This window comes from Mesorhizobium sp. WSM4833, from assembly GCF_055811095.1.
The window spans coordinates 321,134-342,076 of record NZ_JBVVQG010000007.1; the positions used below are offsets into that span (position 1 = coordinate 321,134).

Here is a 20,943-nt window from a genome sequence, read left to right on the forward strand (position 1 = left end):
GAGATGGCGCCGAACCTTTCCCGAGATCGTGCGGAACATCCGCCCAGGCTTGTGGTTTGGCAGGAGGACCCGATACGGAGGATCACCCTCATGCAACCCAAGCGCCCCTCGAGGGATATCGACCAGATGGCCGAACGCGAGACCGCTGCCTATCTGCGGCGCGCCTCGATTACCTATCTCGAGTGCTGCGTCAGCCTGATGATGACGCATCTGCAGCGCGAGGAAGTGGCCACTATTCTCGAGCAGGAAGCAGACATGCTGCGAAGGCTGGACTGATCGGAACGATCATATCCGGCATTCGTCCAGGAACCGTATCAGCGGCATCCTATATCGGTCTGCCATCTCGGCCAGCCTTGTTTTTTCCCCGCCGTTTTCGGATTGCGCAGCCGTGCTCCAGAGCCCGAGTTGGAATGCCAAATAGCATGGTTCGAAAAAGCCGATGTGGTCACGGTCGATGGCAAGTTCCATTCCCTCGACCAAGGTCCTCACATCGCTGTCGGACAGTCCATACTCGACGCGGGCGCCGGCAATGTCCCATTCAATCGGTTGGCAGCCGATCAAATCATGTGCCCGGCAGTGGTCAACAGCATCTGTCTTGAGCACCGTGCCATCTGCACGAACGAGAAACTCCCACGGTTGAAGCTTTCCGTCGATTTCAACGCGCTGCAGCACATGCGCGGAGGTCCGTTTCGAGAGCCAACCGCGCAACGTCGCTGCGCGTTTCTCATCCAAGGCTTCCGAGGCATTGGAAACAGCCATCTCCGCGAGAGCAAGTAATGATGCACCCGGTTCGCAAGTTCGAAGATTGAGCGCACGCCAGGTTAGGTAGTTTGTGAGCTCCGCGATCAGTTTTTCCCTGGGCAGCGGCGCCTGATCCATCGTGCTGCCATCAATCCACCGTTCAACCAGAAAGCCATGGCAAAGCGCGACAACTTGCGATCCGAACCCGGCTTCATGCAACATCGCCGCGGCTCGTTTCTTGCGCGGTCCGGTTTCGCCGAGGCCGGCGAATTTGACGAGCCAGCGGTCACGCCCTGCGGACGCCAGGAATTTACGCCGCTCGGTACCGCGTGGGCTCGGCGGCCAGCGTCGTTCGTCGGCGTAGTGGGCGGCCCGCCACTCGCCACCAGATAGTTCGGTCAGGTTTAATTCCGACCTGCCGACCGCCTCGGCCACCCAATCGCGCAGCGTGGGAATTTTCGAGCTTTCGGAGAAGGTGCATTCAAACGCCGTCGCCACATGTTTCGGACAGCGCGACCACGTTTCCCGAGCCTCCGGCGACGCTTCGCTGCCCGGGCCGCCTGAATGGCTGGGAAACAGGTGAATGCGGTCCGTATCGACATCCAGTTCACGCAGCCAAACGACAACGGCATGCATCGAACTGCCGGACAGGCCGGGACCCTCGTCGACAACGGCGAAACGCGCCGATGGATTGTTCTTCCAGGCGGTGATCGACCGCGGATCGGCGTTGATGTGCCTGTGGAAGGGATGGCCGATCGGACGAACGCTGAATGGCGCCGGCGCGCCAATCGAGGCCGCCACCATAGCTGCGAGCCCAAGGCCAATGCTGCGGACACCGATAACGCATGTGTTCGCATCGAGCCCCGACTTCTGCGCCGCGTCCAAATAGCTTTCGGGATAAAGCGCATAATGCGCATAACCCTCGGCGGAGCCGGTCAGAACCTCGGCCTGACAGTCGAGCCCGGCCAGCAGCTTGAGAAGTCCCGGATCGATGCCACCGCCAACGTTGAAACCGCTTCGCCACGACTTCGCTACCTCGGCGGCAAGTCCGACCAGCAGCCTGGCGCCTTGCTGTTGCCGTGGCGAAAAAATGTCGATGCCGCAGGTTCCGAAATCGACGTCGGCAAGCGCCTGAACCAGCTCCGACACGCTGATGAACAGTCCGACCAATGCAGCATGGCGTCGGATGCCATGAGACATCCGATCAAGTCTTACGGCCATTTCGCCTGCTGCTTCGCGAAGTTGTTGTGCGTCCTGCGTCCGCTTGTGGTCGCCGTAGACGATCATCGATCGGTTTCCAATGCTTGCCGTGCGGGAACGCATCGGATGCGGCTTCGATCCATGCTGTCTCGCGCAATTTTTCGATGGGTGGAGGAACATTCCGGCAAGCTGATGGTTCGGCGCCAGGAACTTACCTTTGAACAACATAGGGTGGCGGTTTCGTGGGATCGAAAAAGGTTCGTGTTGGTATCGTTGGGGTCGGCAATTGCGCATCCTCCCTGGTGCAGGGCCTCTCGTTCTATCGTCACGCTAAAAGCAACGAACCAATCCCTGGGCTGATGCATGCCGACCTCGGCGGTTACCACGTCGACGACATCGAGATTGTCTGCGCATTCGATGTCGCCAAGAGCAAGGTTGGCCTCGACGTCGCGGAGGCGATCTACGCCGCCCCCAACAACACGTTCCGCTTTGCCGACGCCATGACAACCGGCGTTCGCGTCGAGCGCGGACCGACGCTGGACGGGATCGGCAAATATTTGCGCGACGAGATTGAGGAAGCTCCCGAGCCGGTTGCCAATGTCACCGAGATCCTGCGTGACAGCAGCGCTGACGTGCTGGTTTCCTACCTGCCGGTGGGTTCCGAGGAGGCGACCTGCTTCTATGCCGAATGCGCACTCGAGGCCGGCTGCGCCTTCGTCAATTGCATACCGGTCTTTATCGCCTCACGTCCGGAATGGCGACGGCGCTTTGAGCAGCGCGGGCTGCCGCTGGTCGGCGACGACATCAAGAGCCAGGTCGGCGCGACCATCGTGCATCGGTTGCTAGCCAATCTCTTCCGTGAACGCGGCGTACGCATCGACCGCACCTATCAACTGAATTTCGGCGGCAACACCGATTTTCTCAACATGCTGGAACGCGAGCGGCTGGAATCGAAGAAAATCTCCAAGACACAGTCCGTGGCCAGCCAGTTCGATGTTCCCCTGGAGCCGGGCAACATCCATGTCGGCCCGAGCGACCATGTGCCTTGGCTCACCGATCGCAAGTGGGCCTATATAAGGGTCGAAGGCACGACCTTCGGCGGCGTGCCGCTCAATGCCGAGCTCAAGCTGGAGGTCTGGGATTCGCCCAACTCGGCCGGCGTGGTGATCGATGCGGTACGCTGCGCCAAGCTGGCGCTCGATCGCGGCATAGCCGGCGCGCTGACCGGTCCCTGCAGTTATTTCATGAAGTCGCCTCCCGAACAGTTCACCGACGCCGAAGCGCGGCAGCGCACGCTCGCTTTTATCGCAGGCAAGGACGAGCCTTTGCTCGATGCCGCAGAATGACGACGACCTTCTTTCTGATCCGCCATGCGGCACACGAAAATGTCGGCTCCTATCTGGCAGGCCGTATGGACGGCGTTTGCCTCGGCGATGCCGGTAAGGCGCAGGCAACGCAGCTTGGCTGCCGCATGGCCCGGGAGCCCATCGTCGCGATCTTGTGCAGCCCGCGCGAGCGTACCCGAGAGACGGCGCTGCCAGTTGCGCTCGCCTGCGGTGTCGGAGAAATCGCGATCTGCGCCGAACTTGACGAGATCGACTTCGGCGACTGGTCGGGAAAGACTTTCGATGAACTGAATGGCGACGCCAGCTGGCGAGCCTGGAATGATCAGCGGCAAGTGGCAAGGACACCGAGTGGCGAGACCATGCACGATGTCCAGCAGCGCGTCGTCGCGGTGATGAATGCTGTCCACGAGAAGCATCAGAATCAGTGTGTCGCCCTCGTCAGCCACGCCGATGTGATCAAGGCCGCCGTCTGCAAGGTCCTTGGCTTGCCGGCCGGCGACTGCTTTCGCTTCGACATCGATCCCGCTTCGATCACGACGATCGTGTCGGGGGACTGGGGGGCGAAGCTGATCCGATTGAACGAAGTTGCCTGACGAGGATTTGCCGGATGCAGATGGTCATTTTCGGTCTTACCGTCACGTCTTCATGGGGCAACGGCCATGCCACCTTATGGAGGGGACTGATCCGAGCCCTCGCCCGGCGCGGCTGGTCAGTTACCTTCTTCGAACGCGACACGCCCTACTATGCCGGAGCGCGCGATCTTGATCGCCTGAACGGCGGCAACGTCGTGCTCTACCCGGACTGGGAGGACATCCGCCGGGTCGCGGAGCAAACAGTCAAACAATCGGATGTCGTTATCGTCACCTCTTATTGTCCCGACGCCGTGGACGCCTCGCGGCTGGCGCAGCAGGCAGGCCGCGGACTGCGTGTGTTCTACGATCTGGACACTCCGGTCACGCTTGCCCGCATCGAACAAGGTGAGCGTCCACCCTATTTCGGCCCTGAGGGTCTTGCCGATTTCGACCTCGTCCTGAGTTACACCGGCGGCTCGGCGGTCGACGCGCTGAAGACGGTTCTGGGTGCGCGCCATGTGGTGCCGCTCTATGGGCACGTCGATCCCGACCAACACCGGCCGGCAGAGAAGCGGGCCGAATTCGCCGGTGATCTGTCCTATCTCGGGACCTACGCGGCGGATCGCCAGGCCGGCGTCGAAAAGCTGCTGGTCCGCACCGCCGCGCGTCTACCGGATCAGCGCTTCATCATCGGCGGCGCACAGTATCCGCAGGAATTCCCGTGGGGCGACAACATCTTCTTCGTCAGGCATCTGCCACCGGCCGATCATCCGGCGTTTTTCTCATCCTCCCGACTGACGCTGAATGTCACCCGCGAGGCGATGGTGCAAAAAGGCTGGTGTCCTTCGGGCCGGTTGTTTGAAGCGGCGGCATGCGGGGTGCCGATCATAACCGACACCTGGCCTGGCCTGAGCAGCTTCTTCGAACCCGGCAGCGAGATCCTGCTGGCCCACGACACCGATGACGTGGTCGCGGCGCTCGCCTTGCCGGCAGATGAACTCGATGCCATCAGAACCCGTGCGCGCGAACGGGTTCTGGACGAACACACTTCTGCCCGGCGCGCGGCGGAGCTGGACCACATTCTAAACGACGCCTTTCAAAGATCTCCCCGCGAACCGATGATGGAAGCAGTCTGATGTTGGGCATCGTGCCCGCTGCCGGGCGCGGCAGCCGCATTCAACCGCTCGGCTTCTCGAAAGAGCTGCTGCCGGTAGGCAGTCGGATCGATGGACAGACGGAGCGTCCCTGCGCGGTGAGCGAGTACCTGGTGCGGCGGATGGTGCGCGCCGGCGTCGACAAGATCTGTTTCATCATCGGATCGGGCAAATCCGACATTCTCGAATATTACGCCGCCGGCTATGGTGACGCTGCCGCTCTGTTCGTGGTGCAGCCCAACCCTGTTGGACTTTGCGATGCGATTTTTCGGGCAGCGCCTCTCGTCGCGCCCGACGAGACGGTTTTGATTGGTTTGCCCGATACGATCTGGTTCCCCGAGGACGGCTTCTCCTGCCTGCCGGATAGTTCCCTATCGTTTCTGCTCTTCCCGGTGGACCGCCCGGAATTTTTCGATGCCGTGGTTCTCGACGAGGGAGATCGGGTGAAGGAAATTCAGGTCAAGCGGCAAGACGCTGCCACGAACTGGATCTGGGGGGCGTTCAAGATGCCGGGCCGGATCTTGCACCAACTCGCTGCACTCTGGCGTGAACGGGACCGGCGTGACGAATATATCGGCACCCTGATCAATGCCTATCTGGCTGCCGGCGGTGAAGCCTACGGTGTCAGGGCCGGAGTCTCCTACGTCGATGTCGGCACCTTCAACGGCTATCGCACGGCTCTTCGGCTGCTCGAAGAGGGCGTCGCATCCGAACAACGCCAAACCGCCATGCTTGTGGGTGGAGCACACCCGCATGTGCCTGTCGTTCCCGGCGAAGGAGCCTGACCATGCTGCATTCCCATGCCGAAATCCGCCGCCGTATCGATGCTCTCGGCCCATGGTTCCACAACATGGAACTGGCCGGTGTCGAAACCGCTCCCAACCATTTTCTCGGCAATTACCCGCTGATCAAATGGCGCAAATTCGCCGAGGCCATTCCCGCGGATCTGACAGGCAAGACGGTGTTGGATATCGGCTGCAATGCCGGCTTCTATTCCATCGAGATGAAACGGCGAGGTGCTGCCCGTGTCCTCGGCATTGATTTCGATGAGGCTTATCTGGCGCAGGCCCGCTTTGCCGCCGAGATCGCCAATTGCGAGATCGAATTCCAGAAACTGTCGGTCTACGACGTCGGCGCCCTGCGCGAAACATTCGATATCGTGCTGTTCATGGGGGTGCTTTATCACTTGCGCCACCCGTTGCTTGCGCTCGACCTTATCCGTGAGCATGTCGCCGGTGATCTGATGATCTTCCAGTCCATGCAGCGCGGCAGCACCGATCTTCCCGAGATGGAAGAGAACTATCATTTCTGGACGCATGACCTGTTCGACCGGCCGGAATTTCCCAAGCTCCATTTCATCGAGCACCGCTATGCCGACGACCCGACCAACTGGTGGATACCCAATCGAGCCTGCACCGAAGCGATGCTGCGCAGCGCCGGTTTCGAGATCGTTCTGCACCCTGAGCAGGAGGTCTATTTCTGCCGGGCCGCAGGCGACCCGGCCGGTGGCGGTCCCGTCTACCCCTCGAAAGGACAGCGCCATGATTGAAGCCGCGATGATCTGGAACGAGCCCAACAACAAATCGCATTGGGATCCCGAGCTCGACCCCGACTGGAGCCGCTTCGCCAGGATGGCAATCCTGGCGGCGGACGCAATCGCATCTGAAAACCCGGCTTTGACCAAAGTGCTCGGTGGCATCTCGCCGATAGACCCGGGATTCATCACCCGCATGAAGGAATTCGGCGTGCTGGATCATGTCGACGCCGTCGCCGTGCACGGCTTTCCGCTCGACTGGAACCTGTGGCAAATCCAGGAATGGCCGCAGAAGATCGGCGAGATCGCGACCGTCACCGACCTTCCCATCTGGGTCAGCGAAGTCGGCGTATCGACCTTCGGCGCCGAGGAAATCCAGGTCTGGGGGCTCAAGCGAACAGCTGAATTGCTGCTCGGCAATGCACCACGCGTCCAGTGGTACAGCCTCTACGATCTTCCGCGTGAATGGGAAGCAACGACGCGTCACCGCGAAGCCGAAGGCTCCTCTTATTACCGTCATTTCCATATGGGGCTGCTGCGCCAGGACGGCACGCCAAAGCCCGCGCTGGAGGAATTCCTGCGCTATACACCCGCAATGGGACTGGTGCAGTGGTTTCATTTCGAAGATCCGCGGCTGGACGACGCTGTCGCCTGGATGAAGCGGCTGGGTGTCACCAATATGCGTACCGGGCTTTCCTGGGCGGACAGTTTTCGGCCGAATGCGCTGGACTGGTTCGACCGGCAGATGGAAGCACTCGCCGATTTCGACGTGACGGTCACCTTCTGCTTCACACCTCAGCATCGCGGAATGATGCCCCACCACACCAGCCCGCCACTGGTGCCGGAGGAGTTCGCGGAATTCTGCTCAACCATGATCCGCCGCTATGCGCCTGGCATGACATCCGCCTCGCTCCCCACGCGGCGGGCCTCGGCCGCGTGAAATCGTCATGCTGCCCATGCATCAGATGCCGGACTTCGCAACACCACTGACAGGTGGGGATGCGGCGCAGGGCACCGGGACGCAACCGGCCGCGACACTCACCGTCCTCAATGTCGCCTACCCTCTCGCGCCCGTCGGACCCGACGCTGTCGGCGGTGCCGAACAGGTTCTGTCGATGCTCGATCGGGCGTTGGTTCACGCCGGCCATCGATCTATCGTCATTGCTTGCCGTGGCTCCAGCACGAGCGGCACGCTTGTGGAAATACCGGCCGAAAACGGCATGCTCGACGAGGCGGCGAAGCGCCGCGCGCAAGAGGCCCATCGCAAAGCGATCGCCGCTGCCCGCGCCCGATGGCCCATCGATGTGGTTCATCTGCACGGCATCGATTTCGACGCTTATCTGCCCGACGATGGTCCGACCTTGGTGACCCTCCACCTGCCGTTGGATTGGTATCCGGCCGCGGCATTGCGCCCGACGCGTGGCGACCTCTGGCTTCATGCGGTCTCGCCCAGCCAGCAGAAAACCGCGCCATCAGGCGCCAGGCTGACGGCACCGATTCCGAACGGCGTCGACATCCAAGCACTGAACCTGCCGCAGCCGAAGCGCGACTTTGCCCTGGTTCTGAGCCGGGTTTGCCCGGAGAAGGGCATTCACCTGGCGCTCGATGCAGCCAAACTGGCAGGCGTTCCGCTGGTCGTCGGCGGTAAGGTCTATCCCTACGAAACACATACGCGGTACTTTCGCGACGAGGTCCAATCTCGCCTCGATGGCCGCCGCCGCTTCCTTGGCCCGCTCGGCTTCACCGCCAAGCGACGCTTTCTCAACGCAGCGCGCTGTCTGGTCATTCCGAGCCTCGCAGCCGAGACCAGCTCGCTTGTGGCCATGGAGGCCCTCGCCTGCGGGACCCCGGTAGTCGCCTTTCCAAATGGTGCGCTTCCCGACGTCATAGAGCACGGCAGAACGGGCTTTCTCGTCGACACGGTCGACGAGATGGCCCAAGCCATTCTTGCGGCGCCCAGCTTGGATGCCGAGACATGCAGGGCCGAAGCGCGACGGCGATTTTCGCTGGAACGGATGATCTCGTCTTACATGGATGCCTATCAGGCGCTGGCACAGCTTGGCACTGGTCGCCGGCGCTTGGCTGCGACGCCGTGAGCAAAGCGGTGCTGCGCTGCGAAATCATCGGTGACCCCGCGCAGTTCGACGCCTTGACGCCGCACTGGTGGAAACTGTGGCAGCAGAGTCCCTCGGCGACGCCGTTTCAATCTCCCGCCTGGCTGGTGCCATGGTGGCACGCATTCGCACCCGGTGAACTGGCGACAGTCGCGGTCTGGCGCGGCGGCGATCTGGTCGGGCTGGCGCCGCTCTATCTCGAGCACGGGACGGCCGGTTCGAAGCTGCTTCCGGTCGGCATTTCGCTCAGCGACTATCTGGACATCCTGGCTGTCCCTGGGATCGAAGCCGAGGTTGTCGGCATTATCACCGAGTCGATCTTCTCGATCAGGTGGGCGCAGTGGATCTTGTCGGACTTGCCGCAGGACAGCGTCGCCCTTGCGATGAAGCATCCCGAGATTGATCGGCCGACCGCCCATGCCGCCTGCCCCGTGCTCGCCATCGCCGGCGACGAAACGCTGGCAGGCTGCGTCCCCGCAAGACGCAGACGCCAGTTGCGTCGGGCGCGCCAGGCCGCATCAAGATGCGGCCGGATTGCGCTGTCATCGGCAAGCGGCAGTCCGCAAACCTTCCTCGATCAATTGATCCGCCTGCACAATGTGCGATGGGCCGAACACGGAGGGGGTGTGTTGGCCAACCCCGCCGTCGAGCAATTCCATCGGCTCTCGCTTCCCTTGCTCGATGCTCATGGTCTGGTGCGATGCTGGCTGCTCGCGATCGATGGCAGGACCATCGGTGCCTATTACGGATTTCACCACCGCGGCCGTGCCTACGCTTATCTGGGTGGGTTCGACCCTGCTTATGCCGAGGAGAGCCCGGGCGCGATCCTGATTGGCCACGCAATCGCGGAGTCGATCCGCGAAGATGCGCGCGAGTTCGATTTCCTGCGCGGCCAGGAGGCCTACAAATATGGCTGGGGCGCCGCCGACAGGTGGACGATGCGCAGGGTCTGGACGCGGAGTTGACCCATGAGTGTAACCGCACCGAAAGGCGCCCAGCACCGGACGTCGGTCAGGCTGGCGGTTGAAGACTGCATGGCCGACGGTATTTGCGCCGAAGGTGTTCTCGTCAGGCTGGCGCTCCACCTGCCGCCCACAATTGGGGCAGCGGAATTGGCGGAGGTCGTGCTGAAAGTCCGTCCGGCGGATACCGGCGACGCGGCAAGATTGCGGAAGGTCGCCGGACTGCTGCGCTGCAAACCAGACGTCTTTGCCATGTTGCGAGCGACGGGCGGCGCCGTTCGCCATGAGCGCAATGAGGACGAGACGAATGCCGCTGTCGTCATGCGGCTGGCGTCCAGCTTCGATGCCGCGGCAGCGATTTCGGGAGCCGCGAGTGTCCAACTGGCATCCCTCGGCGATGAGGAAAGGCTCACAGCCACGACCAACGAAATCGTCGCATGGCTGGAAGCCCGAGAATTCACCGGAAGGGAACGGAGCATTCTCGACATCGGTTGCGGCATCGGCCGTTTCGAGCGTGCGCTGTGCAGATCCTTCAAGCGGATGGTCGGTATCGATATATCGTCGCGAATGATCTCCATCGCCTCAGAGCAATGCGCCGCACTCGGCAATGTCGAGTTACGACAAACCTCCGGTCTCGATCTGGCCGATTTCGACGATGCCAGTTTCGATTGCGTGCTGGCGGTCGACAGCTTTCCCTATCTGGTTCTGGCCGGCATGGCAGAGCGGCATTTCGAAGAAATTGCGCGCGTTCTGAAACGGCCGGGCTGGCTCGCCTTGCTGAACTATTCCTATCGCGGATCGCTTTTCTCAGACCGCGACGATATCGGCCGTCTGGCGCAAGCTCATCAATTGCGGGTCCTCATCGACGGTGAGAAGCCGTTTCGATCATGGGATGGCAACGCTTTTTTGCTCGCTCGGTGAGACGGAACATTACAGCACGATGCCAGTTCGGACGTCGAGCAAAGGGCACCAACGAGTGTCCTCGATTCGAAGGAGGAGCGCGGGCTGGACGGCAATCGGATCAAGTCCGAAGGATTACGCCGCTAATCGATTGCCGAAGGACTGAACGCCACCGCGCGGGCCTGTGGTCCGCGGGGCGACGAAGGAGCAAGGAAATAAACCTGTGCAAGGGTCCGCCGGTCAGCTTCTCGGCGGTGGACACAGGCTTGTAATGCCGGGCGCTTATCACCACACTACGATCAAGGGACCGCTATCAAGAGAATGTGATGTCTCGTTCGAGCGACGATACCGCGGATCCGCATGTCGAGATGGCGGTGGATCGGGAGATTGCCTCCCTGCTGGCAGCCATAGAGCAGGAAAAGATTCCGGACCGCCTCACCAAGCTGGCGATCGAATTGCAGAACGCGCTCGTCGAGAAGCGTCGGCGCGACGTGAACAACTGACTATCTGCGGCTGTCGACCTCGACGTCGAGCTGACCGTCCGACAGCTGGTTTCTCCTCTCCATCAATGTCTCCAGCGAACTCTCCCCTAGGAGTTCAAGGATGTTGGCGCGCGCACGGTTCAGGCGGCTTTTGACCGTCCCGACCGCGCAACCGCATATGTCGGCGGTTTCCTCGTAGCTCACTCCCAAAACGCCGATCAGCATCAGCACCTCGCGTTGGTGTTCAGGCAGTCTTTGAATGGCGCCGTGAACTTCCCTGCTCTGAACGGTCCATTCCTGGGTGGCTTCCGAAATTGGTCTCGAAGAGGCGCAGTCGAGCAGGCCTGGCGCCTCCCGGGCAGCGATCTTGACCCGGGTATAATAGGTGTTGCGCATGATGGTGAAGAGCCACGACTTCATTCGCGTACCGGGTTCGAACTTGTCGATGTTGGCGAGCCCCTTGGTCAGTGTCTCCTGCACGAGATCGTCAGCATCGTCGGGGACGCGGCAGAAGGTGCGGGCGAATGCCCGCAGGGCGGGTATCAGGTCAACGATGGAAACTTCATTGGTTTCCTGGTCGGCCAAAAGGCAGCCTCCGGATGACAATGGTCCAGCTCCCAGCAGAAAGAGTGTGTGAACGCAGCCTCAGCTAAATGCATGGAAGTTTGGTTCGTTCCTCTTGCTGGAGACAACTCTTCATAATTCTTCGCGGGCGGAGATGTCTGTCATGCGATCGGCGCATACCATCGCCGCAGCAGCGACGCCTCCTTCGACAGTGGTATCTAACAGCGTCCGCTTTTTTACGGGAACAAAGCCGTTCACCGGCAGTTTGATGGCTTGCCACTTCAACCTTCCAGTATCGATCGAGGACCTGTCATGGCCAAATCCGCTCGCCCCTCCGCTCGCCAATCGGCAAGTGGACTGGATCAGAATAGCGCGCGCGGAAATGGCGGCGAGTTGCACCAGATTGCGGGAGACGACACGCCTGTCCTTACCACGGCGCTCGGAACGCCTGTCTCCGACGACCAAAACACATTGCGGATCGGTGAACGCGGACCATCGCTGATCGAAGACTTTCACTTTCGCGAGAAGATTTTCCACTTCGACCACGAACGCATCCCGGAACGGGTCGTCCATGCCCGCGGCTATGGCGCGCATGGTTATTTCGAGACCTACGACTCACTGGCCAAATACACACGTGCCGACATTTTCCAGCGAGCTGGTGAAAAGACGCCGGCATTCGTTCGTTTCTCGACGGTTGCCGGCAACAAGGGCTCGTTCGATCTCGCCCGCGACGTGCGCGGCTTTGCGGTCAAGCTCTACACCAAGGAAGGCAATTGGGATTTGGTCGGCAACAACATTCCGGTCTTCTTCATCCAGGACGCCATCAAGTTTCCCGATCTGATCCACGCCGCCAAACAGGAGCCCGACCGTGCTTTTCCGCAGGCACAGACGGCGCACGACAGTTTCTGGGACTTCATCAGCCTGATGCCGGAATCGATGCACATGGTGATGTGGATCATGTCGGATCGCGCCATCCCGCGTTCCTTCCGCTTCATGCAAGGCTTCGGTGTGCATACGTTCCGCCTCGTCAACGCCAAGGACGAATCCACCTTCGTCAAGTTCATCTGGAAACCCAAGCTCGGCATGCAATCGGTGGTCTGGAACGAGGCGGTCAAGATCAACGGCGCCGATCCCGACTTCCATCGCCGCGATCTGTGGGAGGCCATACAGGCCGGCAATTTCCCGGAATGGGAGTTGACGGTGCAACTGTTCGATCAGGCGTTTGCCGACAGTTTTGACTTCGATATCCTGGACGCAACGAAGATCATTCCCGAAGAGGTTCTCGAACCAATTCCGGTCGGTCGGCTGGTGCTCGACCGGATGCCGGATAATTTCTTCGCCGAGACCGAGCAGGTTGCATTCATGACGCAGAATGTGCCGCCCGGAATCGATTTCTCCAACGATCCGCTTCTGCAGGGCCGCAACTTTTCCTATCTCGATACCCAATTGAAGCGGCTGGGCAGTCCGAACTTTACCCATCTGCCGATCAATGCGCCGAAGTGCCCGTTCGCCCATTTTCAACAGGACGGGCACATGGCTATGCGCAATCCGGCCGGTCGCGCTAACTATGAACCGAACTCATGGGGACTGGGACCGCGCGAGGATCCGCAGCGTGGCTTCCGTTCTTTCTCCGATGCCGAACAAGGGCAGAAAGTACGTCTGCGCGCGGAGAGCTTCGCCGATCACTACAGCCAGGCCCGGCAATTCTTCAACAGCCAGACACCACCGGAGCAGCGTCACATCGCGATGGCGCTGACGTTTGAACTGAGCAAGGTCCAGGCGCCGGCGATCCGCGAACGCATGGCTTCGCATTTGTTGAACATCGATGAAACGCTGGCGACCACGGTCGCCGACAAGCTCGGCATCCGTGACATGCCCGAACCTGCCGAAGCCGCCGTTCCACCGCGCGATGACTTGCCGCCGTCGCCGGCGCTCAGCATCATCCAAAACGGGCCCGACAGTTTCGAAGGCCGCAAAGTCGGTGTCATGCTCAGCGATGGAGCCGATGTCGCGCTGTTTGAGGAACTTCGTTCCGCCATCGAAGCGGAAGGCGCGGTGATGGAGGTGGTTGCGCCCAAGGTGGGCGGCGTCGAAGCCGCCGACGGCACCCACATCGAAGCAAGGCACATGATCGACGGCGGTCCATCCGTTTTGTTCGACGCGGTGGTGCTGCTCCTCTCCGAGGCGGGCGCCGAGCTACTGGTCACGGAGGCCGCTGCGAAGGATTTCGTGTCTGATGCGTTTGCGCATTGCAAGTTCATCGGCTTCACCTCCGGGGCCGAGCCGCTCCTGATCAAAGCAGGCGTCGCTCCCGATGCCGATGAGGGGCTGAGGCGGCTGGATTCGGCAGCTTCGGTAGCTGCGTTTGTGCAGTCATGCCGCAAACTGCGGCTCTGGGCGCGGGAGGTGGCTGTCAAGCTTTGATGCGATGGCGTCAGCTGTTTCCGTTGGCGCGTCCGCACTCTTTGGTTTGCCGCCAACCCAGCCGGCACCGCGGTCTACGAGCGATCTTCCTTGCTGGACGCTTGTCGCCGCTGCTTCTCCAGGACCTCGTCGGTCCCGACCAGCTTCTTTGCTCCGCCTGAAATGGTCGTGGACACCACCGAAGGCGGATCGCTCGCCGGAAAGGAATCCTCCAACCCCGCCTGCAGTTGGTCCTCGAGCGTGCGTGGTTCTTCGGACCGGCCGGGCGTTCTGCGCGTGTCGATCTTCTCCAGCGACTGTTTCTTTTTCGGCGAATCGTTGGCGTTCCGGACCAGGGCGTAAAGCTGCTCGATCGCGAGTTCCTTGATCGTTTCGAAATCGGCCCGATCGTCCTTGGCAGCCTCGATTTGATCAACCATGGCTTTCTCGAAGCGGTCGAGGCTGTCGCCTCCGCAGGCATGGGAAAGGCGCAACAGGGCTTCGTTCAGCATCAACGGAGCGAAATGTGCTGAAGCTTCAAGCCTGAGCTGCCTTAAACGGTCCGGAGTTGCGGCCTGCAACTTTGACATGGACAACCTCCTTTCTCCCACAAGCGTCTCAACGGGATTTGACCGCCGATGTTCCACCGTGCCTGAACATCTGTCATGCCATGCGAGCTACAGGAACCAGCTTGCCACCAATCCCGCCGACGCCGCAAAAATCGCCAGGGTCGTCACGCCGCCCAGGATGTTCGTGCTTGTGCTGTTGACCTTGTCGCCCATGATCTTGCGATTGTTGGTCATGATGAGGATGAGAAGCAGTAGCGGCGGCGTTGAAAATCCTTGCACGATGCCGGACCAGACGAGAGCTTTCATCGGGTTGAAGCCGAAGAAATTGAGGCCTACCGCCACCAGCGTTATGACCCCGATCGCGATGTAGAATTTGGGAGCCTGCCGGGGTTTGGCATGCAGGCTATTCTTCCATCCCATCGCCTGGGCGAAATCGAAAGCAGCGCCAGCGGTCATGATCGGCACGGCCAGAAAGCCGACGCCAATTACACCGGCCGCAAAGAGAATGCCGGCAGCGTCGCCGGCAAGCGGCCGCAGCGCTTCGGCCGCCTGTGCCGCTGTCTCGATCTGCGTGTGTCCGGCCTTGTAGAGCGTCGACCCGGTCGAAAGGATGATAAAATACATGATCAGATTGGAGAACGTCATGCCGATCAGGATATCGCGGCGGGATCGGCGCAGTTCACCCTCGGTGGCGCCTTTGCGCTCTTCGAGGCTCGTTCGACCCTTGGCGATCTCCTCCTCCACCTCCTGATTGGACTGCCACGTGTAAAGGTATGCGGAGAGGGTGGTCCCGACGATGGCGACGAGGATGGACAGGTACTCTCGGCTGAACTCGATTTGTGGCAACAGCGTGCCACGCAGGACGGAAGCGGCATCCGGTTTGGCAAGCACTGCGGAGACCACATAGGCAAGCAGAGCCAGAGCCAGCCACCGGAACACATTTCGGATCAATTTGTACGACCCGAGCACCTGCAGGGCAAAAATGACGACCGCAACGGCAGTGACGACCAACGGAGCAGGCAGCGGAACGAACAGCACAATAGCCGCCGACATGGCGCCAAGGTCGGCGGCTGCCTCGATCGTGTTGCCGATCAGCACGCCCACCAGCACGGACCATAGCAGCCAACGCGGATAGAAGTCCGATATGACCTGGAAAAGCCCGCGACCCGAAACCTGGCCAAGTTTGGATGAAAGGTAGACGACGAGATACATCATCGGCAGCGTGACAGGTGCCGTCCACAGCAGGTCGGGGCCGAACCGCGCTCCGGCGCTTGCGTAGGTACCGATGGCCGAGCAGTCGTCATCGGCCGCGCCGGTGATCAGGCCAAGCCCAAGCGCCCGAACGACGTCGCCCCCTTTTCGCCTGCTTTCCCTTTGGCCAGCATTCTCAGGCGGCTTGTTCATTGAAGGCGCGTCTTTACCGAGGCCACGCAAGAAATCATGACGAACATTCCAATCGGATGGCGATGAAGCGTTGCAGCTGCATTGAGATCGAGGTTCGAACCTCCGGTCAGGTTTTTTGTTCCTGGACACGGTCCCGGCCCGCGACGGCGGCGGAGCCGAACGTCAAAGCGAATGCTCCGTCCCCCTGAAGAAGACAATGCTTGTGTCGAAGCCAATCCTTCAGGCGACGTGGCAAGCTATTTCTTGAAGTCAGCGGCTCGTACTGCCGCCGATCACCATCCGCACGCCGAGGCCGATGATGAGACAGCCGGCGAGCCGCTGCTGCCAAAGCCTTGCGCGAGGGTGCCGCATGACCCATGCGCCGACCGCGCCCGATGCCAAGGCGTAGGCTCCCAGCACCAGCACACCGGTTATCTTCTGTGTTGCGCCAAGCAGCACCAGTTGCAACGTGACGGAGCCCCCATGCGGGTCGACAAATTGCGGCAGGAACGCAACCATGAACATCAAAGGCCAGGGATTGCTCAGATTGGCGATCATTCCTTCCCGGGCGGCGGCGAGCGGCCGCAGGGCCTTGATGTCACCTGTGGGAATGGTTGCCGAGGCTGAAAGCAGCAGCCGGAAACCCAGCCACATGATATAGGCCGCCCCGGCCCATCGAAGCAGATTGAACGCCACCGGCGAGGCGTGGACAAGCGAAGACAGGCCGAATGCAATCAGCGGAAGCTGCACCAGTCCGGCGCCCAGCGTCATGCCGAGTACCGTGAACAACGCCACGCCGCGCCCGTGTCCGATGCCGCGGGCCATCACCAGCATGCTGTCGGGGCCTGGCGGCACCTGCATCAGAATGACGGTTCCGACAAAAGCTGTCCACAATGAGAGGTCGATGGGCATCTCCTTTCGCGCCGCCGATGACATCAAAGCGGCCAGCCGTCACCGGGTTCCGGCGGCAAATGAAAATGTCCATCGCGAAGGACCTGCCATGAACCCGTCAGATGGAACGCGGTGCTGTCCTGGAAGTTGAAAAGCCGGAGCCGTTCCTGAACCGGTTTTGGAGGCCTGATCCGTGCATGAACCGATAAACCCCTTCCCGCTCCCGCTGGATACGTCTCCGATGGAGGCCAGGCTTGCCGATGCAATCCCAAGGGATGGGAACCGCTGGCAGTACGAGCCTAAATGGGACGGATTCCGCTGCCTTGCTTTCAAGAGCGACGACACCGTTGACCTGCGCGCCAAATCCGGCAAGCCGCTCGGCCGCTATTTTCCGGAAATCACGGAGATCCTGCGTGACCTCAAGCGCGGGCATTTCGTCATCGACGGCGAGATTGTCATCGAGGTGGACGGTGAGCTTTCCTTCGAGGCGCTGCAGATGCGTCTTCACCCGGCACAAAGCAGAATCCGCAAACTGAGTTCGCAGACGCCTGCCAGTCTGATCCTCTTCGACATGCTTGCCAGGCCGGGCGGCGAGGTCATCACGGGCAAACCACTTGTCGAAAGGCGGCGAGCGATCGAGGACTTCGTGACCTCCTCGAACAGTCCGGATCTTCGCCTGTCGAAGTGCACTTATGATGCAGCGACGGCGGCTCGATGGCTGAACGGGGCCGGCCATGCATCGACCGACGGCATCGTGGCCAAAGTGCTCGACGAGCATTATCTGTGCGGCGAACGTGCGATGGTGAAGGTAAAGCCGAGGCGCACCGCCGATTGCGTTGTCGGCGGTTTCCGCTATCTCGCGGATAGCCGTGAGGTCGGCTCACTGCTCCTCGGCCTCTACAATGACGACGGCAAGCTCGATCACGTCGGCTTCACGTCGACCATCGCCAGGACCGACAGAGGAGCGCTCACGCGCCGGCTGGAGGCGCTGCGGTCAGAGCCCGGATTCACCGGCAAGGCGCCTGGCGGCCCGAGCCGCTGGAGCACGGAGCGCAGCGGACAATGGGAGCCTTTGGAACCTGAACTGGTGGTGGAGGTCCGCTTCGACCACGTCACCGGCAATCGGTTTCGCCATGGCACCAAACTGCTGCGCTGGCGCCCCGACAAGGCGCCACGGCAATGCACGTTCGAGCAGATCGAATAGACCGCCCCAGGAAGATCGCCCCAGAAACTTGTCACGATTTATTGCGATGAAGGAACCAACTCGGGATTCACCGGTTCGGACACCATCCACCCGGAGCTACCCTGACATGCCGAATGCAGCAGAAATTCTGATCGACACACTCGCCGCCTGGGACGTGGAGGTGGTGTTCGGCTTGCCGGGAGACGGCATAAACGGCGTCATGGAAGCGTTGCGGACGCGGCGCGACAAAATTGCCTTCGTTCAGGTCCGGCATGAAGAGTCGGCTGCCTTCATGGCATGTGCATATGCCAAGTGGACAGGAAAGCTGGGCGTGTGCCTTGCGACGTCCGGCCCCGGCGGAACACATCTTCTGACCGGCCTCTACGACGCCAAGCTCGACCAGGCTCCAGTGCTGGCGATTACGGGCATGCAGTTCCACGATCTGATCGAGACGTTCACGCAACAGGATGTCGATCTGACGCGCGTGTTCAACGATGTCTCCGTTTATAACGCCCATGTTGCCGACGCCGCGCATATGGAAAACGTCGCCAGCCTTGCCTGTCGAACCGCGCTGGCGCGCAAGGGCGTCGCCCATCTTTCGATTGCCAGCGACATCCAGGAGCAGGAGCGTGATCCGTCGAAGCGCTCCAAGCGCAATCGCCCGGCGCACACGCCGCAGGATATGTTCGCCGGTCACAGCGTACCGCTGGACGTTGAGCTCGACAAAGCCGCCGCCATTCTCAATGACGCTTCGCGGGTTGCGATCCTGGCCGGACGCGGCGCCATCGGCGCGGCAGCCGAACTCGAACATACGGCGCGCCTGCTGCAGGCGCCTGTCGCGAAGGCCTTGCTGGGCAAGGCGGTGCTGCCGGACGACCATCCCTACACCACCGGCGGGATCGGCATTCTTGGAACCCTGGCTTCGCAAGAGGCGATGGAGAGCTGTGACGCGGTGCTGATTGTCGGTTCGACCTTCCCCTACATCGAATACTACCCGCAGCCCGGACAGGCCCGTGGCGTCCAGATCGACTGCGATGCGCAACGGATCGGCTTGCGCTTTCCGGTCGAGGCCGGCCTCGTCGGCGACGCGGCCGAGACATTGCGCGCGCTCAACCAGCGCCTGACGCAAAAGCCCTCGGATGAATTCCTGCGCCGTTCCCAGGAGACCATGAGAAAATGGCGCGAGATGATGCGGCAGTCGGAAGACATGCAGGCGCAACCATTGAAGCCACAAGCGATTGCCCGGGCTTTCGGACAAAGATTGGCCGACGACACAGTGCTGGCCACGGATTCCGGTCAGAATACGGAGCTGGCCGCCCGCCATGTCGATCTTCGCAGCGGCCAGGCATTCGGGGTGTCCGGATCACTGGCGTCGATGGCTTGCGGTCTGGCCTACGCCATCGCTGCCGGCATAGCGTTTCCCGGTCGACCGATTGCCGCCATCGTCGGCGATGGCGGCTTTGCCATGCAGCTCGGCGAATTCTCGACGGCGGTGCGCTACAAGATCCCGCTGAAGGTTCTGGTGATCAAGAACAACATGCTCAATCAGATCGCCTGGGAGCAGATGATGTTTCTGGGCAACCCGCAATTCGGTTGCGAATTGCAGCCGATCGATTTTGCCAAGGCGGCAGAAGCAATGGGCGCAAAGGGTTTTCGCATCGAGCGGCCCGATCAGATCGAGACGGTTCTCGACCAGGCTTTCGCCACGCAAGGCCCTGTCGTGATCGAAGCGCTGGTAGATGCCTATGAGCCGCTGATGCCGCCCAAAATGCCGGCAGACTACGCCAAGAACTTCCGCCAGGCCCTGCCGCGGACGCCGGGACACGAACGCATAGAAGAAAATATCGCCCGTGAGCCGGCGAAATCGATGATGGATGCCTAGAGGCGGCGCAGGGAGGTGGAACAGCGCGCCTCAGTGGCTTCATTCCGAATCTTTCCAGATGAACCCGCGCTCTTCCGGGTGACGGATGCGGATCATGAGCTTCGACGCGCTCTTTTCGACCTCGATTTGCTATGGCAACGGCGCTCCGCAGGCTGGTTGGACTCTGGCGCTACCCATCACATTGCCACTGGCGGCAATCCTTTTGCTGTATGTTGCCGGCGCTGGCCGGCTGTGGCGACGGAGCGGACGTGGACGTCGCTTGCGATCCCGGCAGGCCTTGCTGTTTGCTGCCGGCTGGTCCGTCCTGGCGTTCGCCCTTGTAAGCCCGATCCATGCATTGGGCGAACATGTGTTTGCGGCGCACATGATCGAGCACGAATTGCTGATGGCGGTCGCAGCGCCTCTGCTGGTTGCCTCCCGCCCGACGGCGGCGATGATGTGGGCCCTGCCGGTACAGCTGCGCCAGATATTCGGAGCGGCCGGACATGCAAATGCGCTTCGGGCGGTCTGGGCGTTCATCAGCCGTCCTGTGGTCGCGACCGTCCTGCACGGAGCCGCGATATGGATCTGGCATGTCCCGGCGCTGTTCGAGGCTGCCCTCCAGCAGGGCTTCCTGCATTATGCCCAGCACGCGAGTTTCCTCGGTAGCGGGCTTTTGTTCTGGTGGGTGCTGCTGCCTCGCCTTGGCCGCGAGCAGGCTTGCGGCAATGCCGTGATGCATCTTTTCTTCACCTCCCTCCACACCGGGCTGCTCGGGGTGTTGCTCGTCGTCTCGCCCAGGCTGTGGTATCCGGATAATGCGATCGGCTCGGATTTATGGGGGCTCAACCCGCTCGAGGACCAGCAACTTGCAGGCTTGATCATGTGGATTCCCGCCGGCCTGATCTATGGCGGGGCCGCACTGCTCCTGGTCGCTCTCTGGATTCAAACGAGCGGTCGGCGGCAACAGGCTTTCCAGCAGTTGCGCATCGTCTAACCCGCACCGCTTCGCGTCGGTTTTCAGCCGGGCGGTGTTGCCAAGCATCCTTTTTCAGTCAGCCGCGTTATGGCCTTGGCAACGATG

Annotated in this window: 20 protein-coding genes; 15 read left to right on the forward strand and 5 right to left on the reverse strand. The window is 61.3% G+C overall.

What is annotated here, in order from left to right:
* Nucleotides 1-90: 90 nt before the first annotated feature.
* Nucleotides 91-276: a hypothetical protein gene (locus AC0L2D_RS16730; protein WP_013533200.1), complete on the forward strand. Its 186-nt coding sequence runs from the start codon at nucleotides 91-93 to the stop codon at nucleotides 274-276.
* A gap of 9 nt (nucleotides 277-285) precedes the next feature.
* On the opposite strand, the gene AC0L2D_RS16735 is transcribed toward AC0L2D_RS16730, so the two are convergent.
* Complete coding sequence (locus AC0L2D_RS16735; RefSeq protein ID WP_473541578.1) at nucleotides 286-2,028, reverse strand: hypothetical protein; 1,743 nt, start codon at nucleotides 2,026-2,028, stop codon at nucleotides 286-288.
* 155 nt (nucleotides 2,029-2,183) lie between these two features.
* On the opposite strand from AC0L2D_RS16735, the gene AC0L2D_RS16740 reads away from it, so the two are divergent.
* The 10 genes from AC0L2D_RS16740 to AC0L2D_RS16785 all read left to right on the forward strand — a co-directional run bounded on the left by AC0L2D_RS16740 (nucleotide 2,184) and on the right by AC0L2D_RS16785 (nucleotide 11,026).
* Complete coding sequence (locus tag AC0L2D_RS16740; RefSeq protein WP_013533202.1) at nucleotides 2,184-3,287, forward strand: inositol-3-phosphate synthase; 1,104 nt, start codon at nucleotides 2,184-2,186, stop codon at nucleotides 3,285-3,287.
* Nucleotides 3,284-3,880, forward strand: coding sequence for a histidine phosphatase family protein (locus AC0L2D_RS16745; protein WP_024502359.1), 597 nt, complete (start codon nucleotides 3,284-3,286; stop codon nucleotides 3,878-3,880). Before AC0L2D_RS16740 ends, AC0L2D_RS16745 begins: the two co-directional genes overlap by 4 nt.
* Nucleotides 3,881-3,894: 14 nt before the next feature.
* Complete coding sequence (locus tag AC0L2D_RS16750) at nucleotides 3,895-4,995, forward strand: CgeB family protein (protein ID WP_024502358.1); 1,101 nt, start codon at nucleotides 3,895-3,897, stop codon at nucleotides 4,993-4,995.
* Nucleotides 4,995-5,798: a sugar phosphate nucleotidyltransferase gene (locus AC0L2D_RS16755; protein ID WP_024502357.1), complete on the forward strand. Its 804-nt coding sequence runs from the start codon at nucleotides 4,995-4,997 to the stop codon at nucleotides 5,796-5,798. Before AC0L2D_RS16750 ends, AC0L2D_RS16755 begins: the two co-directional genes overlap by 1 nt.
* 2 nt (nucleotides 5,799-5,800) lie before the next feature.
* The gene (locus AC0L2D_RS16760) at nucleotides 5,801-6,562 is read left to right on the forward strand and encodes a TIGR04290 family methyltransferase (protein WP_473541579.1); all 762 of its coding nucleotides are present in this window, start codon (nucleotides 5,801-5,803) and stop codon (nucleotides 6,560-6,562) included.
* Nucleotides 6,555-7,487: a glycoside hydrolase 5 family protein gene (locus AC0L2D_RS16765; protein ID WP_027164026.1), complete on the forward strand. Its 933-nt coding sequence runs from the start codon at nucleotides 6,555-6,557 to the stop codon at nucleotides 7,485-7,487. Before AC0L2D_RS16760 ends, AC0L2D_RS16765 begins: the two co-directional genes overlap by 8 nt.
* A gap of 25 nt (nucleotides 7,488-7,512) precedes the next feature.
* Entirely contained in the window at nucleotides 7,513-8,643 is a 1,131-nt protein-coding gene (locus tag AC0L2D_RS16770) for a glycosyltransferase (RefSeq protein ID WP_275955641.1), read from the forward strand.
* Nucleotides 8,640-9,626 carry a GNAT family N-acetyltransferase gene (locus AC0L2D_RS16775; RefSeq protein ID WP_473541580.1) on the forward strand — a complete coding sequence of 329 codons (987 nt, stop codon included), beginning with the start codon at nucleotides 8,640-8,642 and terminating at the stop codon, nucleotides 9,624-9,626. The genes AC0L2D_RS16770 and AC0L2D_RS16775 overlap by 4 nt, the downstream gene beginning before the upstream one ends.
* Nucleotides 9,627-9,629: 3 nt before the next feature.
* Nucleotides 9,630-10,544: a class I SAM-dependent methyltransferase gene (locus AC0L2D_RS16780; RefSeq protein WP_473541581.1), complete on the forward strand. Its 915-nt coding sequence runs from the start codon at nucleotides 9,630-9,632 to the stop codon at nucleotides 10,542-10,544.
* 305 nt (nucleotides 10,545-10,849) lie between these two features.
* The gene (locus AC0L2D_RS16785) at nucleotides 10,850-11,026 is read left to right on the forward strand and encodes a hypothetical protein (protein WP_081714227.1); all 177 of its coding nucleotides are present in this window, start codon (nucleotides 10,850-10,852) and stop codon (nucleotides 11,024-11,026) included.
* Here the strand turns inward: AC0L2D_RS16785 and AC0L2D_RS16790 are convergent, their stop codons facing one another.
* Nucleotides 11,027-11,590 (reverse strand): sigma-70 family RNA polymerase sigma factor, encoded by a 564-nt coding sequence (locus AC0L2D_RS16790; RefSeq protein WP_013533212.1) that lies wholly within the window; start codon nucleotides 11,588-11,590, stop codon nucleotides 11,027-11,029. It lies immediately after the preceding gene.
* Nucleotides 11,591-11,881: 291 nt separating this feature from the next.
* Here AC0L2D_RS16790 and katE point away from each other — a divergent pair, with 291 nt between their 5' ends.
* Nucleotides 11,882-13,993, forward strand: a complete 2,112-nt coding sequence (katE, locus tag AC0L2D_RS16795) for a catalase (RefSeq protein WP_473541582.1) — start codon at nucleotides 11,882-11,884, stop codon at nucleotides 13,991-13,993.
* Nucleotides 13,994-14,067: 74 nt separating this feature from the next.
* Here the strand turns inward: katE and AC0L2D_RS16800 are convergent, their stop codons facing one another.
* From AC0L2D_RS16800 to AC0L2D_RS16810, 3 genes are all read right to left on the reverse strand, one after another.
* Nucleotides 14,068-14,562, reverse strand: coding sequence for a hypothetical protein (locus AC0L2D_RS16800; protein ID WP_013533214.1), 495 nt, complete (start codon nucleotides 14,560-14,562; stop codon nucleotides 14,068-14,070).
* Between the two features lie 87 nt (nucleotides 14,563-14,649).
* Nucleotides 14,650-15,945, reverse strand: a complete 1,296-nt coding sequence (locus AC0L2D_RS16805; protein WP_024502351.1) for an Nramp family divalent metal transporter — start codon at nucleotides 15,943-15,945, stop codon at nucleotides 14,650-14,652.
* 249 nt (nucleotides 15,946-16,194) lie between these two features.
* Entirely contained in the window at nucleotides 16,195-16,860 is a 666-nt protein-coding gene (locus tag AC0L2D_RS16810) for a LysE family translocator (protein ID WP_473541583.1), read from the reverse strand.
* A 148-nt stretch (nucleotides 16,861-17,008) separates the two neighbouring features.
* Here AC0L2D_RS16810 and AC0L2D_RS16815 point away from each other — a divergent pair, with 148 nt between their 5' ends.
* The 3 genes from AC0L2D_RS16815 (at nucleotide 17,009) to AC0L2D_RS16825 (ending at nucleotide 20,856) form a co-directional block, all read left to right on the forward strand.
* Nucleotides 17,009-18,019, forward strand: coding sequence for an ATP-dependent DNA ligase (locus AC0L2D_RS16815; RefSeq protein WP_473541584.1), 1,011 nt, complete (start codon nucleotides 17,009-17,011; stop codon nucleotides 18,017-18,019).
* 106 nt (nucleotides 18,020-18,125) lie between these two features.
* Nucleotides 18,126-19,880: a thiamine pyrophosphate-dependent enzyme gene (locus AC0L2D_RS16820; RefSeq protein ID WP_473541585.1), complete on the forward strand. Its 1,755-nt coding sequence runs from the start codon at nucleotides 18,126-18,128 to the stop codon at nucleotides 19,878-19,880.
* A 94-nt stretch (nucleotides 19,881-19,974) separates the two neighbouring features.
* Nucleotides 19,975-20,856: a cytochrome c oxidase assembly protein gene (locus AC0L2D_RS16825; RefSeq protein ID WP_127369992.1), complete on the forward strand. Its 882-nt coding sequence runs from the start codon at nucleotides 19,975-19,977 to the stop codon at nucleotides 20,854-20,856.
* Nucleotides 20,857-20,943: the final 87 nt, after the last annotated feature.